13 protein-coding genes are annotated in these 19,297 nt (G+C 66.7%); 3 read left to right on the forward strand and 10 right to left on the reverse strand.

What is annotated here, in order from left to right; genetic code table 11:
• Window positions 1-8: 8 nt before the first annotated feature.
• On the reverse strand, window positions 9-1,391 hold the full coding sequence (locus Poly30_RS05305) for a hypothetical protein (RefSeq protein ID WP_145195027.1): 1,383 nt from the start codon (window positions 1,389-1,391) through the stop codon (window positions 9-11).
• A 108-nt stretch (window positions 1,392-1,499) separates the two neighbouring features.
• Between Poly30_RS05305 and nagA the strand changes: the two genes are divergently transcribed.
• Window positions 1,500-2,678 carry an N-acetylglucosamine-6-phosphate deacetylase gene (gene nagA, locus Poly30_RS05310; protein WP_419190994.1) on the forward strand — a complete coding sequence of 393 codons (1,179 nt, stop codon included), beginning with the start codon at window positions 1,500-1,502 and terminating at the stop codon, window positions 2,676-2,678.
• A 178-nt stretch (window positions 2,679-2,856) separates the two neighbouring features.
• Here nagA and Poly30_RS05315 read toward each other — a convergent pair whose 3' ends face one another.
• The 9 genes from Poly30_RS05315 to Poly30_RS05355 all read right to left on the reverse strand — a co-directional run bounded on the left by Poly30_RS05315 (window position 2,857) and on the right by Poly30_RS05355 (window position 15,475).
• Window positions 2,857-3,120, reverse strand: a complete 264-nt coding sequence (locus tag Poly30_RS05315; RefSeq protein WP_145195031.1) for an RNA recognition motif domain-containing protein — start codon at window positions 3,118-3,120, stop codon at window positions 2,857-2,859.
• Between the two features lie 315 nt (window positions 3,121-3,435).
• Entirely contained in the window at window positions 3,436-4,485 is a 1,050-nt protein-coding gene (locus Poly30_RS05320; protein ID WP_145195033.1) for an FAD:protein FMN transferase, read from the reverse strand.
• Window positions 4,486-4,547: 62 nt separating this feature from the next.
• Entirely contained in the window at window positions 4,548-5,060 is a 513-nt protein-coding gene (locus tag Poly30_RS05325) for a TlpA family protein disulfide reductase (protein WP_145195035.1), read from the reverse strand.
• A complete protein-coding gene (locus tag Poly30_RS05330) occupies window positions 5,060-6,232 on the reverse strand; it encodes a DUF3570 domain-containing protein (RefSeq protein WP_145195037.1) in 1,173 nt (390 codons plus the stop codon). The genes Poly30_RS05325 and Poly30_RS05330 overlap by 1 nt, the downstream gene beginning before the upstream one ends.
• Entirely contained in the window at window positions 6,223-6,519 is a 297-nt protein-coding gene (locus Poly30_RS05335; RefSeq protein ID WP_145195038.1) for a DUF4266 domain-containing protein, read from the reverse strand. The genes Poly30_RS05330 and Poly30_RS05335 overlap by 10 nt, the downstream gene beginning before the upstream one ends.
• Before the next feature lie 200 nt (window positions 6,520-6,719).
• Entirely contained in the window at window positions 6,720-8,399 is a 1,680-nt protein-coding gene (locus tag Poly30_RS05340) for a BamA/TamA family outer membrane protein (RefSeq protein WP_145195040.1), read from the reverse strand.
• Window positions 8,400-8,539: 140 nt separating this feature from the next.
• Window positions 8,540-10,357, reverse strand: coding sequence for a hypothetical protein (locus Poly30_RS05345; protein ID WP_145195042.1), 1,818 nt, complete (start codon window positions 10,355-10,357; stop codon window positions 8,540-8,542).
• Between the two features lie 331 nt (window positions 10,358-10,688).
• On the reverse strand, window positions 10,689-13,754 hold the full coding sequence (locus Poly30_RS05350; RefSeq protein WP_145195044.1) for an Ig-like domain-containing domain: 3,066 nt from the start codon (window positions 13,752-13,754) through the stop codon (window positions 10,689-10,691).
• Between the two features lie 584 nt (window positions 13,755-14,338).
• A complete protein-coding gene (locus Poly30_RS05355; protein WP_419190995.1) occupies window positions 14,339-15,475 on the reverse strand; it encodes an acyl-CoA dehydrogenase family protein in 1,137 nt (378 codons plus the stop codon).
• 409 nt (window positions 15,476-15,884) lie between these two features.
• On the opposite strand from Poly30_RS05355, the gene Poly30_RS05360 reads away from it, so the two are divergent.
• Both Poly30_RS05360 and Poly30_RS05365 read left to right on the forward strand, forming a co-directional pair.
• Entirely contained in the window at window positions 15,885-17,999 is a 2,115-nt protein-coding gene (locus tag Poly30_RS05360) for a pilus assembly PilX family protein (RefSeq protein ID WP_145195046.1), read from the forward strand.
• A 133-nt stretch (window positions 18,000-18,132) separates the two neighbouring features.
• On the forward strand, window positions 18,133-19,296 hold the full coding sequence (locus Poly30_RS05365) for a hypothetical protein (RefSeq protein WP_145195048.1): 1,164 nt from the start codon (window positions 18,133-18,135) through the stop codon (window positions 19,294-19,296).
• Window position 19,297: the final 1 nt, after the last annotated feature.

Consider the following 19,297-nt stretch of genomic DNA (forward strand, 5'->3'; position numbering starts at 1 on the left):
CGGGTCAGTCAGCGCGCGACCGACCAGCGCAGGACCACCCGCCGGATCCGGTTCGGCTCCGAGTTGGGCTGGATCAAAACGCGCGGGTTGCGCTCGATCACGATCGTTCCCGTGCCGCGCGGCAGGTCGGCGAGCGAGACCGGAAGATCCACCGCGCCCACCACGCGTGAGGAGAACCTGGGCGCCGAATCTTTGACCACGAGCAGGAGAGGGGCCGCGCCCCTCGCGACCACGCGCAGGACGTTTCCGGGAGGAGGGGGCTCGGGGCTCCCCGGAATGAGGTACGGCGCCGTGCGATCGTCGCCGGTCGAGGCAAGGACGACGTCGTCCGTCGTGCGGATCGAGGAGTGGAAGTCGGGGGCCGAGCCGCCGCTGGCCCACAGCTTCGTCTCACGATCACCGCTCGGGCGCGGGTCGACGCTGAGCTCGAGAATCGTGAAGGTGGCCGTCGTTCGATTCTGGAGAAGGAACTCGCGTCGCGCCTCGATGCGTTCCGCGAAGAAGCTCGCGTCTGGATGGTCCGTGAACTCCGAGTTCAGCCGAGCCTGGAGCACGGTCGCCGTATCGAGCGCGTCCCGACCGAGCGCCGCTGTGATCGAATCCACGAGCTGGGCCGCCGTCGCGTCGGGCGGAGGGAGCGGCGGGACGCCATCGACGTGGACGCCCGGCTCGAAGGGGCTGGGCCGGTAGCTGACGACGAGCGTACGGACCCGTGCATCGGGGTCCACGAAGTCCAGCTGGCCGCCCTCGGTGATCGGCAGCGGGCTGAGCGGCACGGGGCCGAAGAGGACCTCTTCGCTGTCGAAGATACCGCCGGGTTCGACGATCTCCAGGCTGGCTCCGATGGCGAAGGATGTGCGCAGGACGGCCAGGTGGCTGCGAGCCGGGACGAGCCCGCCCATGAGCGGACGGCCTTCTTCCGAGGCCTGCAGCAGCTCGGTGGCGAACACAGGGACGCCTTCGAGGGAGAACCGGGCGTAGAGTTCGACCGTGCTCTCGGATGGGGCGGTCAGGGCCTCGATTCGGAACTCGATCGGACGCAGTGCCTCCCGGTAGCTTGCCTCTCGCAGCGCCAAGCGCGCCGCGGTCGCGCCGATCTCTTCGGACCATCCGAAGCGTTCTTCGGCGGCTTCGAGGGCGTGCGCTGCGGCTCGGAACCGCGCGTTCTCGATGTGGATGCTCGCCGCGTCGAGGACCGATCTCAGTTCGTCGGCTCGTTCCGCGTTCGGATCGGTCGAGGGTGGCGCGCTCTCCGGGGCGGTCGCGATCGGCGGGGCCTCCGGCGTCGCGCCTGGACGGGACCAAAGCCACCAGGCCGCACCTGAGAGGGCAGCCACCGCTCCGAGTACGGCCGCGGTCCACGCCAGATGGGGTCGCTCAACCTTCGACATCGCATCAGACTTTCGTACGGGCAAGGGCCTGGCGCAAGAATCATCGGGGAAGGATCCGTACCACTCGTACCCGCAGCGCATGTGATTCAGCCGTTACACTCCTCCCAGATGCAGCCCACAGCCCCACAGCGAGACGCTCGCGCCTATTCCGCCGCCCGGATCTGGCCTCTCACCGACGCGGGAGCCGGACACCTCGAGGATCACGTCATCCTCACCTCGGGTGAGCAGATCGATCGCATCGTTCTGACTTCCGAGGTCCCTGAGGGCATCCGGATCCACGACTTCGGTGACGTCGACCTCGTCCCCGGCTTCATCGATGTCCAGGTGAACGGCGGTGGAGGCGTGCTCTTCAACGATGAGCCGACCGTCGAGGGCATCCGGACGATCGTCCGCGCGCACCGGCGCTTCGGGACGACCTCGATGCTTCCGACGTTCATCACGGACTCCGCCGAGCGGATGGCGCGCGCGCGAGCCGCCGTTCACGCCTGTCTCGAGGCGCGCGAGCCGGGGGTGCTCGGGATTCACTTCGAGGGCCCTTTCCTCGATGAGCGTAAGACCGGCGCCCACGACCGCGACCACGTCCGTGCACCGACCGAAGCGGACCTCGCTATCATCCTCGGGGAGTCGCGCGGGATCACGCTCCTGACCCTGGCGGCCCAGCATCTCACGGCCGCGATCGGCGCGAGACTCACCGAAGCAGGCGTCAGGATCACGCTCGGCCACTGCGCCTCCACGGCCGAAGAGGCCGCCGCCGCTTTCGAGCGCGGGGCCACCGGAGTCACGCACCTCTTCAACGCCATGAGCCCGCTGGAGAGCCGCGCGCCCGGGCTGGTGGGGGCGGCGCTCGCCTCGGACACCGTGAGCTGCGGGCTCATTCTCGACGGAGCGCACGTCGCGTTCCCTGCGGCCAAGGCCGCGTTCCAGGCGCTCGGCCGCGAACGCCTGATGCTCGTCACCGACGCGGTCCAGCCGGTCGGAACAGAGATGACCGAGTTCCTCGTCGGCGGCCAAAAGGTGCGTCTCGAGGGCGTGAGCTGCATCAACGAGGAGGGCAACCTCGCGGGCTCTGCGCTCGACATGGCGACGGCCATCCGTAACGCCGTGCAGGTGCTCGGGCTGGGGCTGGAGGAGGCCGTGTGGCTGGCGACACGGAGCCCCGCGAACTTCCTCGGGATCGAGCGTCAGGTCGGCTCCCTGTCGGCGGGCATGCGCGCCGACTTCACGCTCCTCGACCGCGCTCAACGCGTCACGTCGACCGTCGTCGGCGGCCGAGTCTCCGCCGAGTAGAGGTCTGTTCAAGGAGAACGCGCCATCATGCCCGCCTCCGTCAAGGGGCGGTCATGATGGCGCGTTCTACTGGATCGTGAGATACTGGATCGTGAGATACTGAATCCTGAGATACTGAATCCTGAGATCCTGAATCCTGAGATCCTGAATCCTGAGATCCTGTCTGGCCCGAGTGCCCCTATCGACGCGGAGCGCGGTCGCGGGCCTCGGAGATGCGAATCGGTCGTCCGTCCACGTTGTGGCCGTCCATCGTCGCCATCGCGCTCTGCGCGGCGTTGTCGTCGGCCAGTTCGACGAAGCCAAAGCCGCGGGGGCGGCCGGTATCACGATCGAGGACGATGTGAACGTCGTTGACGGAGTGGCCACCAGCCTCGAAGGCCTGGCGGAGGGTATCGGTGGTCGTTTCCCAGGAGAGGTTCCCGACAAAAAGGCGTGCGCTCATCAGATTCAGAGGTTTGAGTCGACACTCGAGAACCATTCAGTTGTCTGACGGCGTCGCTTGGCGGACCACTGACAGGGAGCAGGTGCCCCCATGACGAAAAGGGGCCGAGGCGAAGTGTGCGAGACGGACGGTACGGTCAAGAGTCGAACGCGCTGGTTGCGCGTAGTAATGTCCGACTGAAATCAGGCAGGCCAGGGCGCAGGGCTCGGGCCGAAGACCTCAACGGACGGGCTAACAGTCAGCGACCGGCTGCCGGTCGCACTGGCGCCATGATCGGGCAGGTCTGCAACCTTCGCAACTGCTCTTTTTCGAACCTTATTTCCGCACGGCGGTTTCCAGTCCACTGGACACGTGGACCTGGCCCTCGATATCCACGAGGATCGCGTCGATGCGCGGGAGGGACTCGATGAACCGTAGCCCCAGCTCGGGACCGAGCACGCAGCAGGCCGTCGCGACCGCGTCCGCGATGGCGGCGTCCGGGGCCGTTACCGTGGCGCTCATGCAGCCGCCGACGACGGGGCGGCCCGTCCGCGGGTCGAAGATGTGATGGTACCGGACCCCGTCGAGCTCGAAGAAGCGCTCGTAATCGCCTGAGGTCACAAGACATACGTTCGAGACGGGGACCACCGCGATGGCGCGCTCCCGGTCGCGGGGGTGCTTGATGGCGACCTCCCAGGGCTTTCCATCGTCAGTGCCGAGGGCCTTGAGGTCGCCTCCGGCGTTCACGATTCCATGCTCGATGCCGTGGTCGATCAGGACCTGCATGGCGCGGTCGACGCCGTAGCCCTTGGCGATGCCGCCGAGCCCGATGCGCGTGCCCGCTGGCATGGCGACCGTGCTGGCCTTCGTGTCGACCTGGACCTTCTGCCAGCCCACGCTCGTCAAGGCGCTGGCGATCGCCTCGTCGGCGGGAAGGACCGGCGGGTCCGCCTTGAAATCCCAGAGCTTGCCGACGCTCGCGTAGGTCGGATCGAAGGCGCCGCCCGAGAGCCGCGCAACCGTCATGGAGCGCTCGACGAGGTCGCTGAGTTCCTGCGGAACGTGCTGCGGCTCGCCGTTCGCCCCGTCGTTCATGCGAACGAGCGGGGAGTCGCGCCACGACGTCATCAGGTCCTCGATGCGATCGATCTCGGCGCGGGCGGCAGCGAGCGCCTTGTCGAGGTGGGCGGCGTCCGCGTGGTAGCCCTGGATGGTCACGTCGGTTCCCATGGCGCCGAAGCTGATCTTCGCGCTCTTCAGCTTCTGGATCGCGGCGATGGGGGCGTTCGCCTGGGCCGAGATCGCGGTTGGGCTGGTGCGGTCCGCGCCCAGGGCCAAGAGTCCTGTGGCCAGCAAAAAGGAAAGCTGGGAAGCATGCGTGAACATGCTTCCCAGCTTAGCGGAACGTCCTAGGCAGGAGGCCTACTCCAGCCTGATCGGTCGCTCGATCATTGGGTCGTTCGATGGCCCCATTCCTCGGGCGCGACGTGCGCGTTGTAGGCGATGGATCCATCGGGGTTCACGATCACGATCGTGGGAGCGCCCTCGATCCCGAGGCCGTTCGTGAGCTCCATGCTGGTGTCACGGATCGAGGGGTAGGTCATGCCCCAGGAGAACAGCGCCTCCTTCATGGCGTCTTCGTCCACCGAGCCCTCGGGGCCGGAGACGACGCCGATCACCTCCAGCTCGCTCGAGAACCTCGTGGCGGCCTGGCTGGCGACGGGGGCCTCGGCCTTGCAGCTCGTGCACCACGGCTGCCAGAACACGAACGCGACCTGCTTTCCCGACGCGAGCGTCGCGTTGATGTCGTGGCTCTTGCCGCGGGTGTCGACGAGCACGGTGCGGCCCGCAGCGGGCAGCATCGTGACCGAAGACGCCGATGAGCCGCCCGAAGTCGACGCGCAGGCGCCGAGGGTGAGAAGAGCGGCCGCAGCCGCTGCGTGTTGAAAAAGTCTCTGCATCAGAAGGTCCAGCGGTAGCCCACGAGACCGTAGTAGGTCCTGAGGTCGTCGTCGCGAATCGAGTAGTCCAGGCTGAAGGTCCAGCGCGTCGAGTCCGTGTTGTTCCACTGCCACGTGCCGCCGAGCGTGTGCGAGCTGAACTCGCCGAGGCCGAAGTCCATGGTTCGCTCGTCCGGCACGGGGCCGGTGACGATCTCGCTCTGGAAGTAGTCGGCGGCTGACTGCGTGTAGAAGCGGTAGCGGAGTTCGAGGAGGTTGCGCCCGCCGTCGAAGCTCTTGATATAGCGCGGCATCAGGTCGAAAGCCCCGATACCCCAGTCGTCCGAGTAGATCCGGGCGCCAAGTTCGACGGCGTTTCCCGGGGACAGCAGGTGGCGCACGCGGCTGAAGGCGACGGTGCGCAGGCGGCTGTCGGGTAGCTCTTCCTGGACCTCGAAGCCGGGGGCGTTGTTGAACAGGTCGTTGTTCGGGACGCCGGTGCCGTTGTCGACGATGACGCTGTTGTAGGGCGTCTCCAGGAATCCGGTTTGCGACGAGACGGTGACGCCGAACGTGCCCTGGGTCTTGGGACCGAGGATCTGGAACCAGCTCGCGGTCGCTGCGAGCGAGGTCCGGTCGTCGTCAGGATCGGTCGTTCCGTCCCAGCGGATCGGCTTGACGGTATCGAGGAAGGCGTCGACGCTGAGGGTGAGCTTGGCGTCCTTGTCGGAGCGCTCCCAGCCGTAGTCGCCGCCGAGGTGGATCGACTGGTAGTCGTACTCGGTGCTGAATCCGGTGCGAGCGCCGATGAAGGTCTGATCGCTCGTTTTCCAGCGCGCTCCGAGGTCGAAGCCGACGTAGTAGTCGCCGGACGCGCCGGACTGCTGGGGGAAGCGCGAGAGGCGCTCGATCGAGGCCGACGAGACGTAGTCGTACACGAAGAGCCCTGAGTACGAGAACGTGTCGCTGACGTTGTAGTCGAACACGACGATCGGCTCGATGACCGTCAGCTTCTCGTCGAGGAACGGGTTGCCGGCGCCCTGGGGATCGTCCCGCTGGTAGAAGCCGAGCTGGACCTCGACGGAGCCGCTTCCGGCCTCGCCGAAGGTGTTCGGGAGCGTGAAGCGAGCCGGCTGGGTGCCGTCACCGAGCTGGGGGGCCGCCATCAGGGCAGCAGCAGCGATCAGTAGCATCCGCAGCCTCCGCCAGCCGTCGTTCCGATGCCGCCTGCGGCGCCTTCATCGGAGTACTGGACCTTCTGCTGCCAGTGCAGCTGGGCAGGGCTCTCCGAGTACTGCATCGTCGGGTCCGAAAGCGGGCCCTTCTGGTAGAACTCGACCGTGTTGCAGGCTCCTCCCAGCAGGAGAAGCGGGATGGAGACGAGGGTCAGGACCGTTCGCCGGGGAGCCCGAGCAGCACGGGGAACTCGGGGCGCAGCGGCAAGGGAAGCGGAACGAAATCGCGAAAGAGAGGATCGCATGGACGGTGGGTCGGAGTGTCGGATCTTGGCCAGCGCTCTGGGGGCGCGTTGACACAGGGTAATCCCCGGGAAGCATGTTCTATCGGCATGATGTTCCAAACACCGAGGTTACAAGTGCGCAAGGTTCGGCCCGTGGCCCGCGCTGCCCCGGATCTCCTGAGGCATCGATCGCGGGACCGGTCGCCGGGGCGATTCGGTGGCTACAGCGTGAAGACCTGGCCCAGCGTCGCGGAGAACAGCGGGTCGAAGGATTCGCCGTTCACGTCGTCGAAGGGAAACGACAGGTCGACCCGCAGGACGCCGCGGCCGAGGAGGGGCGTCGAGCCGATGCGCAGGCCGACGCCCGCCGAGGTGTAGGGCCCTTCGAACGACTGAGGGCCGAAGGTCTGGCCTCCGACCCAGGCGGCGTCGCCGAAGATCACCGCGCCGAAGTCGAAGCTTCGAATGCTTGCGTCGAGATCGATGCGGTCCTCCAGATGGAGGAGGAGCACTTGGTCGCCGACGAGCTGCCGGTTCGGGTACCCGCGTAGCCCGGAGCGCTCGCCCAGAGTTAGCTGGACCGGCAGGCCCTGGTCTTCCTCTGCCTGCGTATAGCTGACGGCGAAGGCGAGCGTGTGGGGGTGCCAGGTGAGATCGAAGGCACGCAGCTCGACGTCCGTGCGCCAGGCCTGGGTGTCGCCGCCATCCGTTCGGATGGAGCCGGCGACGCTGGCGGAGGCGAAGCGCGTTTCGCCCGGCGCGATGAGATGGGAGAGTCGCGTGCTGATCTGGGTCTGGGTGCTCTGACCTTCGGCCGAATCGCCCGCGGGGGCGCTCCCGCCCGAGGCCTCGTCCCGAAAGTACGCGCCGGCCTCGAGGAACGCGGTCGTGCCGACCTGGACGTCCTGGATGAAGCGGATCGTGTCGAGATACTGAACCTCGCGAAACTCGGAGAGGTTCGCCCAGCTGAGCGTGCCGCCGGCGAAGACCGACTCGGTGTCGCCCGGTACCCGGAGCTGCGGCGCAGCCACGCCGCGTGCCGCGCTGTACTGAGCGTTCTGGTAGCGAGTCGTGAGCCCGCGCGTCCAGAAGTTCATGCGGGTGCCCGCTCGCCAGCTCGCCGACGCCTGAACGTTGTCGAGGTCGACGGGGACCTCCGCGACCGTGGAGTTCCTGAAGAAGTAGTCCTGGTCGTAGGCAGTCTTTCCGGCCCTGACATCCCAGGAAAAGCGGTCCTCCAGGAAGCGGAAGGGACGCGAGAACCCGACGCTGAAGAAGTCGCCTTGGTCCGTTCGACCCGCCACGAAATCGGCGGTGGTCCAGGTGCCGGCGACGTAGCGATCGCGGTAGGAGGCCTGTCCAACGGTCTCGCCGAAGTCGTTCTCCGAAACGCTCAATCGGATGCGGTCTCCAATGCCGAGGAAGTTGGACTCGGAGACTGACGCGTTGCCGCTCGTTGCATCGCCCACGAAGGAAGCGCCGGCACCGAGACCAAGGGATAGCTGGTCGCGGGTTCGCACGCGCAGATCGCGTGTGCCCTCGGGGGCATTCGGATCGGTACTCGGCACGAGCTCCACGACGACGTCCGCGAAGAGTCCGGTCGCGCGCAGGTTCCGCTCCAGTTCCTGTGCGAACCTCAGGTCGACGACCTCGCCGGGCCGGTGCCAGATCTCGCGGCGTACGACGGCTTCGCGGGTCGTCCAGTGCGTGGCATTGATGAGCCTTCGCAGGGCGGATTCGGCCCGCCCTTCGGGGTAGATGTCGCCGGTGTGAATCTCGATCCGACCCAGCGTAAAGGTCTCCCCACGGCCCGCGTCCTGGCCCCAGCTCGGCGCGGCAAGAAAGCATGCCGCGAGCAGGCAGCTCCCTGCTCGCGGCATGATCAGAACGATGGACGTCATGGGCGGAGGTTACCGAACGCGGGCACCCGATCCGTTCCTCTCACCGAAACATTTGCACCTGGTCCGTCTGTTCCGGAACGATCGTACCTGGTCCGTTTGTTCCGGAACGATCGTACCTGGTCCGTTCGTACCGCGAGGGTCTACTTGCGCTGGATCACGTACTTGTGGTTCGGTCCAAAGTCGGCGTTCTCGTCGGCGACCTTCAGGTAGTACGTGCCTGCTGCTGGCGCGATGAAGGTGATCTGGACGGAGGGGACCGGGTCCACGACGCTTTCCGTGCTGCTTCCGAAGCCTTGCTCCATGGCAGCGAGACCGACCTGCGAGGTCGTCGCGAGCTGGGTGCCTTCGCCGTCCTCGACGGCGAGCTCCGCTTCCAGGCGCGAGCCGAAACCCGCGAGGCCGATGGCTCCCCAGCTGTAGCTGTTGTTGTAGCTGGCATAGGCGACGAACGTCACGGCCTCGTTCGCTTTCGCGGTGAAGGACCAGCTATCCACATCGTCCTGGACCGAGATCACGCCCGCCGCGCGTCCGACGCTATTGATCGCGATCGCGTCCAAGTTCGTGTCGTTGGGCTCGATCTCCATCTGCGCAGCGGGGGAGCGGTCGATCTTGACCTTGTACTCGTACTCGTCGATTCCACGACTCATCGCGCCGAAGCTCTGGCCGCCGACGGCGAGGAACTGCTCCCCGTCCTCGGTGAGGATGGTTCGAAGAATCTTGTAGCGACCCAGGTCGGTCGTCGCAGCGACCTCCGTGACGCCGTCGGGAGCGATGAAGCTGGCGTCGATTCTCGGGTTGCCTGGCGTCGCCACGCCCGCGTAGTAAGCCGACTCGTAGAACTGAGCGTAGACGATGTCACCGGCACGGCCCTGGAAGCTCCACATGTCGACTTCGGTGCCCGACGACACGCCCTTGAACTGGTTCCCGAACTCGACGGCCATGGCGCTGCTGATGGAGTTGTTCGGCTCGAGCTCGGTCATCTGCGTCTCGGTCGAGCGTTGGTCCATGAGCAGGGCGTAGGGGCCTGACCCGCTGCCTCCGGTGTGCTGGATGCGGATGTAGTAGGTACCAGCGGTGGACAGAGTGAGGCTCATCGCAGGATCATAGAAGAGCGCCCATTCGGCGTGCTTGATGCGGGTCTCGCCATCGCTTCCGAAGAGCGTGATCTCGGAATTGACGTAGTCCGTCGAGTCGGTGCTCAGACCATTGCGGTAGGACGACACCTCGAGGTGTACGTGCGTGGGCTCCGTGATGCTGAACGCGTACCAGTCGATATCGAAGGAACCCAGCGCTGCGCCGCCTCCGACCGCGCCCTCGAGGAAGCCGAACATCGTGCCCTCGGTCATGGGCTCAGCCGTGGCAAATGTGTCGTTCACACCGGTCACGCCGACGGCCTCGGCTTCGAATTGGCGCTGACCGATGTCGAGCTTCGTGATGCGGATGCCATAGACCGATCCGTTGCGCGAGGTCTCCGCCTGCGTGACGCTCGCGTAGTAGGTTCCCGCAGCGGGCGCGACGAACATCGGAATGTCCAGGTCATGGGGCCCCCAGTCCCATCCGTCGCTGAAGTTCCCGAAGGGATCATGGGCAAGAAGCGCCGTGGTGCCATCGGTGTCCCAGATCGTCAGTTGCAGCGCATTGGAATTCGCCGTCCAGGCGAGGCGGTCCATCCGCGCAGCGGAGGCCTCGATCTGGACGATCTCACCGGCTTCCATGGTGAAGGCCCAGTAGTCGATATCGCCTGCGACATCCACTTCGCCGGTGCCGAACGCTCCGCGGGCGAGCGAGGCAGCCGTCGCCGAAGAGTCGTTGGGTTCGAGCTCGGTCCTGGCGAAAGAAACGGGCGCGGGCTCGGGAGCCGGATCGTCGGAGGAGCTGGAGCAACTGGCCGCGAAGACGGAGCCAGTCAGCAGCAGGGCGACGCGAAGTGAACTCGAGTGAAGGGGGGGCTGGGGCATCGTTCAGGAGGACGTGAGTCCTTGCTGGGGGGCAAGACGGGGAGCGGGAGCGAGGGTGCTCCCGCCATGTCCCGCATCGAGCGGATCGCCCGAAACCCTTGACGCTCATTTCCAGGATGTGATCGCCAGGCGCACGGGCTTTCCCTATTCCCCTGGTCATCCATTTCAGCTCTTCCGGTCCATCAGCGGATCTGGGCTGAAGCTGCGCCCAGGGCTGTCGCCACTTCGCCATGCTGCCGAGGCCGCGAGCGTGGAGCTCGTGAACGAAGGCGGCCCGTGGCGCATCGAACGATGCGCCACGGGCCTGTCTCTCACGACGCGCAGGCGAGTTCTATTCGGCCGGGTTGATGGTCATCGTGCCGCCGACGTTACCGGCGCGGTCCGTCGGCGTGGCGACGTCGATGGTGTCGGCCGGGCTGATCGGCCCATCGAAGGTGACCCGGAAAAGGCGCTCGTTCAGCCTCGTGACGCTGCTGGCGACCTGTCCGCCCGAGGCCGACCAGTTCGCGGCGTTGCCCGTGACCGTGGCGTCCATGCTCTCGGAGAACTGGACGTCGACCGTCATTTCTGCAATGTCATTCTTCACGTTGACGAAGGCGGCCGCCGTGGACGGGGCGGAGGAGTCTCCGGCGACCGACGCCATGCTGGCGGCGGAGACCAGCGCGTTACCCGGGACATCCGTGATGTTCGACGGGGTCACGCTGACGGTGTCGCCCGTCTGGAGGGCGATGCTCGCAGGCAGCTCGATCGTGACCGAGTCGTCGACGCTCGACGACCAGACCGTGGCGTCGGTGAGGTCGACCGCGACGCCGCCGGACGTGATCGCGTAGTTGGCCGCCATCTCGGACGACGTTCGGGCGACGGGCTCGCTGAAGACGATCTTGATCGTATCGCGACCCGTGGAGGTGCCATTCGTGGCGATCACGGTGGAGACCGTGGGGACCGCAGCGTCTGCTGCCGAGACGGCGACCGAGGCCACGCCCGAAGCCGCGTTTCCGGCGAGGTCCGTCGCAGCCGCGACCGCGATGTCGACCGTGTCCGATACGGTCACCGCGCTGGCGAACGTGACGTGGGCGACGCGCGGCGTGACCAGGGTGGCGCTGCTCGTCGTGTTGCCGGTGATCGTGTAGTTCGCCTCGTCGGCGCCGCCCGTGGGGGAGATCGCCTCGCTGAAGATGATGAAGACCGAGGAGGAATCTGCGGGGTCGAGACGTGCGTCCGAGACGCCGACCGTGGGAGCCGTCGTGTCACCAAGGGTCGGGCCGATTTCGAGGTCGGGCGCGCTTTGGACAACGCCCTGGAGGCTGCGGAGGTTGTCCACGGTCAGTTCGAGAAGGCCCGATGCCCCCAGGCTAGGGCTCGAAGCGCCGTTGAAGGAGACTTCCACCTGGCCCAGCGTCATGTCGTAGCGAAATTCGGCGCCGGTGAGGTCCACGGGGACCGTGTCGGTCAGCGTGTAGTTGGCGGGATCGGTGACGCCGTCGGGGTGGACAGGCGCGACGAACGCGAAGGTGATGCTATCGTTGCCTTCGCCCGCGACGGAGGAGCCCGTGAGGTCCAAGCCCGTGAGCGCAGGCTCGGCCGCGCTGGCCGCGACCACGGTGGCGGCCGTCTCGGGGATCATCTGGTTGCCCGCGAGGTCGGTCACGCCGTAAACCCGCAGCGAGTCCGCGGCTTCCGGGGCGATGGAGAAGGTGACGGTGGAGGTGATGTCGCTCCCGACTGCCGTCGAAGCCGTCGGGGCGTAGGTCGCGAGACCGGTGCCCGTGCCGCCAGCCATGCCGGTGAAGTCGATGAATCCGAGGGTGTCGAATTCGCTGATGGGTACGTTACCGGCCGTTCCGGGGTTGTCGTTCGTGAGGATGAAATCCTCGGGGGCCGCTCCGTTGCTCGTCGTGATGTTGAAGGCGTTGTTGTCGATCGCGCTGCGAAGGTTGGTGACCGTGGCGGAGACCGAGGACGTGTTCACCATGACCGGGACGTTGGTACCGGTGACGCCGCCGCTGGTCATGCCCGTGAGGGTCTGGACACCGGCGGTGTCGGTACCCATGAGCGCGACGTTGCCCGCGGCGCCTGCCCCCGCGTTGAGGAGCGTGATCTCGGTGCTGCTGCCGCCGGGGGAGGCCGTCAGCGCCAGGCCGCTGCTGCCGATTTCCGTGAGGAGGTTCGAGATGGTTTCGGCCGGATCGACGCCGATCACGACAGCGGTACCGACGGCGCTTGCGTTGCTATCGAACTCGAAAGCGATGCTCAGGACGCCATCGCTGATGACGACGTCATCCGCGTCGTTCGGTTGGCCCGAGATCGCGATCGTCCCCTGGGCGCCGTACTCGAACTCGAAAACGGCCGAGGTGGCGCCGTCCGAGATCGTGATCGACTCGCCGTCCGCGACCGTACCGGTGAGTCCGATCGTTCCCGTGGCCGCCAGGCCCGGATCGTTGGCGTCGGTCAGAACGATGTCCGTGCCGTTGGTGAGCGAGACCGACTTGAGGTCGGTGGTCTCCATGGCGGTGACGCTCTCCGAGAACGTGAGCTTCAGCGTATTGCCGGTGCCCGGCGCAGCCGCGAGAAGCACGGGCGGCTCGGTGTCGCCGGTGACCATGCCGTTGACGGCGGAGGTGCCGATCGACGTCGTGGTGATCTGGTTGCCGCCGAGGTCGCGCATCCCGATGAAGGAAGCGTGGATGTCGTCGAACGTGTGGAGGTTCTGGTCGACCGAGCCGCTGCCAAGCGTCAGCGTGGCCGTGCGCGTCATCACGTCGTAGACGACGGTCGAGCCCGTGGCGTCGAACGGCGTGCCAAGGGGCGACTCGAGGTTCCAGTTGCCGGACGTTTCGACCTCGGACGCGATCATGTCGTCGGTGAAGGTCACCACGATCTGGTCGTTCTCCGGGCCGCTGATCGTGATGCCTTCGATAGCGGAGGCGTTGGGCGCGGTGGTGTCCGTTGTCGCGATCGCGGTGGCGTTCACCTGAGTGGACATGTTGCCCGCGGCGTCTTCGATGCCAGCGGCGATGGCGATCGTGTCGTCACCGGGGATGGCAGGAGCGTCGAGGGTGAGCGTGACGGCCGTACCGGCGGTGTTGAGCGTGGCGGTCTGGACGACGGCGCCCGTGATCGTGTACGCGGTGGTGACCTCGGCGGTTGCCGGGGTCACGGCCTCGCTGAAGCCGACGACGACCGTCATGCCTGTCGGGTCGGTCGTGCGGTCCTGGACGAACGAGTTGGCGGCGGGCGCGGTGGTGTCGGGCGCTCCGCCGCCGCCATCTCCGCCGTCGCCATCGCTGGAGGAGCTACAGCCAGCGAGGGACGCTGCCAGCCCTGCCGCGAGCGCAGCGGTCAGGAAGGAGGACCGGGACTGAGCCGCGGTGCGGCCGAAGGTAGGCGTGGTACGCATGAATGGCGGTAGGGGCAGTGCCGCGAAGTAGCTCGCGGAGGGGGAATGGAGGTGCCCGCGCCAGTTTTGGCCGGGCGGCCATCGCCGTCATCGACCGGGCGGCGGGTTCCCCTAAGGGTTTTCTCTGCGGCCTGGCTGCAATGACCCTGCCCTTACCGGTCGCCCCCCGGAGCGGTTCACACGATGTTGCATTCCGTGGCCCCGGCTCCTAGCCTGCATTATTCACGAGTTTGCTCCACCAGTGCGTTCAAACCGCGGCGTGGCAAGGAAGACGACCGAACGAAGCGGAGGCGGGCCCGTAGGCCCGTCGAGCATTCTGTGAGGGAGCCCGCGAAGCGGGCGGCAGCCAAAGGCTGCCGTCTGACGCCGCCACGGCGTGGTTTGGGCGTGCTGGTGGTGCAAACTCGTGAATAATGCAGGCTAGTGCCCTGAATCAGAAGTTCGTCGCATTAGTTTCGCCTGTTTCGCTCCGTAGCTGCGTTGCCGAACCTTGGACGGAACTACTGCTACGCACTGCGGTTCGGACGCCTTGCTACGAAACGAAACAGACTGAAACTAATGCGACGAACTTCTGATTCAGGGCACTAGAAGAGCGGCAGCCCACAGACCGCCTTGCCGATGAAGTCGTAGAGCTGGTCGGTCGTGGGGGCCATGACCATGGACGCGCGCGCATCCCGGAAACGGCGCTCGACGCCGACGTCCTTGCGGAAGGCCTGTCCACCGCACACGCGCATGGCGGTGTCGAGGACCGCGCTGGCGGCCTCGGCCGCGCTGGCCTTGACCTCGAGCACGCGAAGCATCGCATCCTCGCGGCCCGACTCGACCGCGCGAATCGCGTCCTCCCAGAGCATCCGCGCCTCGTCCGTGCGGATCTTCATCTTCGCCACGTAGGCGCGGATCGTCGGCAGCTCGGCGAGCGTCATTTGCTCGAGGTGCGCGTACTTCACGCCGCCGGCGTGCTCGGCCGTCGCCTGCACGGCGGCCTCGGCCATACCGATGGAACCGGCAGCGATCATGATGCTGAACCGCGGGAGCACCGTGCCCATCATGACGTCGAAGCCCCTGCCGTCCTCGCCGAGGCGCTGGTTCATCGGGATGCGTGCACCCCAGGCGGTCACCGGCGCGGAATCGTTTCCGCGCAAGCCGATGCCGTTGAAGCCGCCGGACTTCTCGACTCCCTCGGTGTTCCGCGGAACGAGCCAGAGGGTGCTCATGCCTTCCGCGTTCGCCGGGCGGCTGGACCAGACGTAGGCGTCGGCGTGGCGCGCCGAGGTGATCCAGCTCTTGTCGGCGTCGAGGATCACTTCGTCGCCTTCGACCTTTGCGCTGCTCGTGGGCGCCCAGAAGTGTGAGCGTGATCCGCTCTCGCTGAAGGCAAGGGTCGAGAGATGCTGGCCGCTGGCGACCGCTCGGCGGGCCGTCTCGTCTCCGTGCTCCTCGATCACGAACGCGCCAGAATAGTGCATGGTCATGACCATGGCGGACGACGCGCATTCGCGGGCGAGGCGCTCGACGACGTGGGCGGCGGCATCCAGGCCGGCGCCCTTGCCGCCGACTTCCTCCGAGGAGACCAGGCCGAGCAGGCCGAGCTCGCGCGCCGCGCGAATCGTGGCCTCGGGGAAGCGCGCGTCCGAGTCCACTTCAATGGCGTGCTGGCGGGCGACCCCGGCGACCGCCTCGGCGGCCTTCATCGGGCAGAAAACAGGTGTATCGAGGGTCATGATAGGCGTACTCGTCGCCTACCGACCCGCCTGTCTCATTCGCAGAGGCCGTTCAGCGGCGGAAGCGTTCGGCCACGCCGAACGGGGGAAGGGAGTCAGTGCGAGTGCTTCATGGGCCCCCGCATGGTATCGGAACTGCGGGATTGTCTCGGTCTGGCCCAGGGAAATTCGCCGCTGCTATCGCGATCTTCACTTTGCCTCCGGAACAGGACAACACGTGGCCGATCTCTCGTGACGGCAGCATCAGCCGTTGGCTCATCCCTCCGGATACCTCGCTTTGAATCAAAAATCACTCCCGCGAACAGTCTTCGGCTCCGACGTCGTTGTCGCCAAGAACTCCGTTCGGAGCCAGGGTTGTGGGCGCTCTCTCTGCGATGACCCGCTTTCGATACCTGAGGACGCTGCACTCTTGAGACGGAGCCGACAAGGCGGTTTCGCGCTCGTTCTTTCGCTGATCCTCGTGACGGTGGTCTCGGGCCTTTGCATTGGCTTCGTCAGGCTGGCCGTCGATACGTCGCGATCACAGACGGGGTCGGTGGATCAGATGCGCGCGTTCTATCTGGCGGAAGCCGGGCTGGCGGAGGCCTTCCACGCGGTCCGCATGGGACGTAGCGGCAGGATCGGATCGGAGGCAAGTGCGGCTTCCTACGGAGACGGGCTGATCTGGGTGCAGTCTGCGCAGACGCCGGATGATCGAGTCTGGTTGCGGGCGACGGCCACGGTGGGTGGCGGACGCGCGGTGCTCGGGCTCATCGTCGAGCCGGACGATCCGCCGCTCGGCTTCTTCGCGGACGAGGACATCGTCTTCGAGGCTCCGCTCTTGGTGGACGGCTTCGACTCGTCGGAGCGCACGTACGAGGCCGAAGTGGATGCGATCCTTGCGTCACAGCCACCGGTTGATCCTCCTGTCGGTGACTTCTTCGTGGTGGATCCTGGCTCGCCGCACTACGAGGGTCAGATCGCTGCGAACTACATGGCGGGAGTCATGGGGGCCACTGAGCTACTGGCCGTCCTGACCGATCAGATGACGTATGAGCGGTATCCGATCCTCATCGGGTCGATGGAATGGTTGCTTTGGCCGAGCCCGAGAAATCTGGAGCAGGTGCTGTCGTCGTCTGACTACAACGAGTTTCTCGATACGGCGGTTCGGATGCGTCAGGCGCTGGATGCCGGCGCTCTCACATCGGTCCCAGGGGGGGTAGTCCCCATGACGGGTGGGGAGATGCAGGTTCGGACCGCAGTCGAGCCGCCGGCACCGGATGTGGAGACTGGCACCGTCTCTTCCGACGGCGTCTCTTCCTACAGCGGGTCCACCGGCACGACAGCTGCTGCGGACACCACGGATACGAGTCCATCTCTGGACCCCAGCGCCGCGATCAGGGGTTCGTTGACGGACACGCACACCGACCGCGGCGGGCTGATCGGTTCCAACGGCGATATCGCCTTCGTTGGCGAAGCGGCAAACTCCGCGATCTTCGGCTCGGTGATTCCGGGCGTGGACGGCACAGTCGTGGGGCTAGCGGAAGGAGCGGTATCAGGAACGACCGACCCGCGCGCGATGGCTGTTCATCTGAAGCCGGTGCTGGTTCCTCCGACGGTCAGTACCGTGGACCTCGATCACGCGGGGCTCATTCCCGAGGTCGTAGCCCCGGGAACGACGGGCATCGGAACGCTGCGAGTCGCAGGCGGGAGCGAAGTGATCGTTCGTGGGCCCGCGACCCTCGTAATCGCAGACCTGCTCCTGGAAGGGGGCTCGACGCTCACGCTCGATACCCGGGACGGAGCGGTGGAAATCTATATCACGGGTTCGCTCGACATGGATCCTGCGTCATTCGTGGAGACGACAGGAATCGTGGCGAGCGAGGTTTCCATCATGGCTGGCGCCGTCAGCGCGCTGGATGCACCGCCGGAACTGGCCCTTGACGCGGTATCCACGTTCCGTGGAACGGTCTACGCGCCCGAGTCCACCGTGCATATCGGTCCGGACTTCGAGATCTTCGGGGGCGTGGCCTGCAAGCGGCTGGAGATCGCGAGCGGGGCGAAGCTGCACTTCGACGACGAGACCTACAACGGAGTGCTCGCCGTACCGACCCAGGACTCGTGGCGAATCCTCGAGCTCCCGCCGTCCACCCGGCGGCCCCCGCGGAACGCGATCGCAGGCGCTGCGGCGGCACCGGGCGCAGGTCATCCGCCGCTCGCCGACGCGCATGGCCTGGACGACGTCGAGCTGAGCATTCGCTACACCGACACCAATGGTGTCGCGCAGAGCTACGCGGGGCCGGAGTCCGCCTTCGACTGGGATGCTGTCGCCTCGGTGGAGGCGCAGGAGCGCGCGGCGACCATGGCGCAGGTGGACTTCCAGACGGCACCAGGAGCCCCATCGTCCGCCACCTCGGCAGGGGAAGCGGCTGCGGAGGATGGCTCGGGCAGTGGCTGGGGGTCGGCCGCCGATCGTGAAGCGATGCTGCAGGCGGTTCGGGACTGGCTCGCGGCTCAGGACTGGTCGGCCATCACGGGCGGCTGAGCGAGGCCGTCGCGATCTGAGCCGGCGAGAAGCTTTGGGAATAGAAACCGGTGGTAGCCGGTGGCGGCCCGCGTGAGGGGGGCAGGGTGAGGCTGGACCGCTCTCTTCTCCCGTGCTCTCGGAGCCCGCCCGCATGCTCTTCCTTGCCTCCGCCCTGGCCCTCGCCAGCGTCCATTCCGTTCCTGTCGACCTCTCCCAGGCCTCTTTGGCGCCCACTACGCTTCGGCGTGCGGCAGCTGGCCGCGGGACGCTGGTGGCTCGCGGACTCCCGTCCTCGGGGGTTCCGATCAGCACAGGCACGGTCGCGGCGCCCGGCTCGGGTTGCTCTCCGCTTCTGAACGGTGGATTCGAGTTCGACCTTCCGGGTTGGACCCCCTTCGCGTCACCGGGAGGATCACCGGAGGGACAGGTGCTCGTCGAAAACGGCGCCGCCGTGCTCGAGGAAGGTGCCTCGTTCCTGACCTCGCTGTCCCAGTCGATCTGCCTCACCGACGACGCGCGGTTCCTGCGCTTCGACCTCGTCGGGACCGAGTTCGATCTTTCCGCCAGCCTGATCCCGGATGCGTTCGAGGCGTCGCTCCTGGACGCCTCTTTCCAGTCCGTCGTGCCGACCTGGGGGCCAGGCGCTACCTCGTACTTCAACGTACAGGAGGACGGCACGCAGCTTCCCGGATCGACGGTCACCGTCGCCGGGAACACCGTTTCGCTGGATCTCACGGGCGTGCCGCGCTTCACGGACCTGCTGCTGACGTTCGACCTGATCGGCGCGGACACCGACACGCTCGGTCGCGTTCGGATCGACAACGTATACGTCGACTCGGGCGACCCGGGCGTCTCTTACTGCGAAGGGCTCAACTGTCCCTGCGGCAACGACAGCCCCGGGACCGGCTGCCTCAACACCCTCGGTACCGGCGGGCTTCTCGCCTCGAGCGGCAGCGCCTCCGTCGCCGCCGACGACCTCGTGCTGAGCGTCTCGGGGATCACGCCGACCTTCGCGCTGCTCATCGTCGGCGCGGCGGAAACGTGCGTTCAGGTCGGGGACGGGCGCCTCGCGCTTTCGCCCGGGATCGGGCAGCCCGGCGTCATGCGGATCCTCGTCAGCAACGCCCAGCCTAACGGCGACCTCACGATCGGCCCGGGCCTCCTCGGCGTCATCGATCAGGTCACCGGCACGCCCGGTTTCATCGCCTCCGGCAGCACCTGGTACTTCCAGGTCGCCTACCGCGACGCGCCCGTCAGCCCCTGCGGACAGCTCTTCAACTTCACCAACGGCCTTCGGGTGACGTTCGCCAACTAGA

The organism is Saltatorellus ferox (assembly GCA_007751475.1).
GTDB lineage: Bacteria > Planctomycetota > UBA1135 > UBA1135.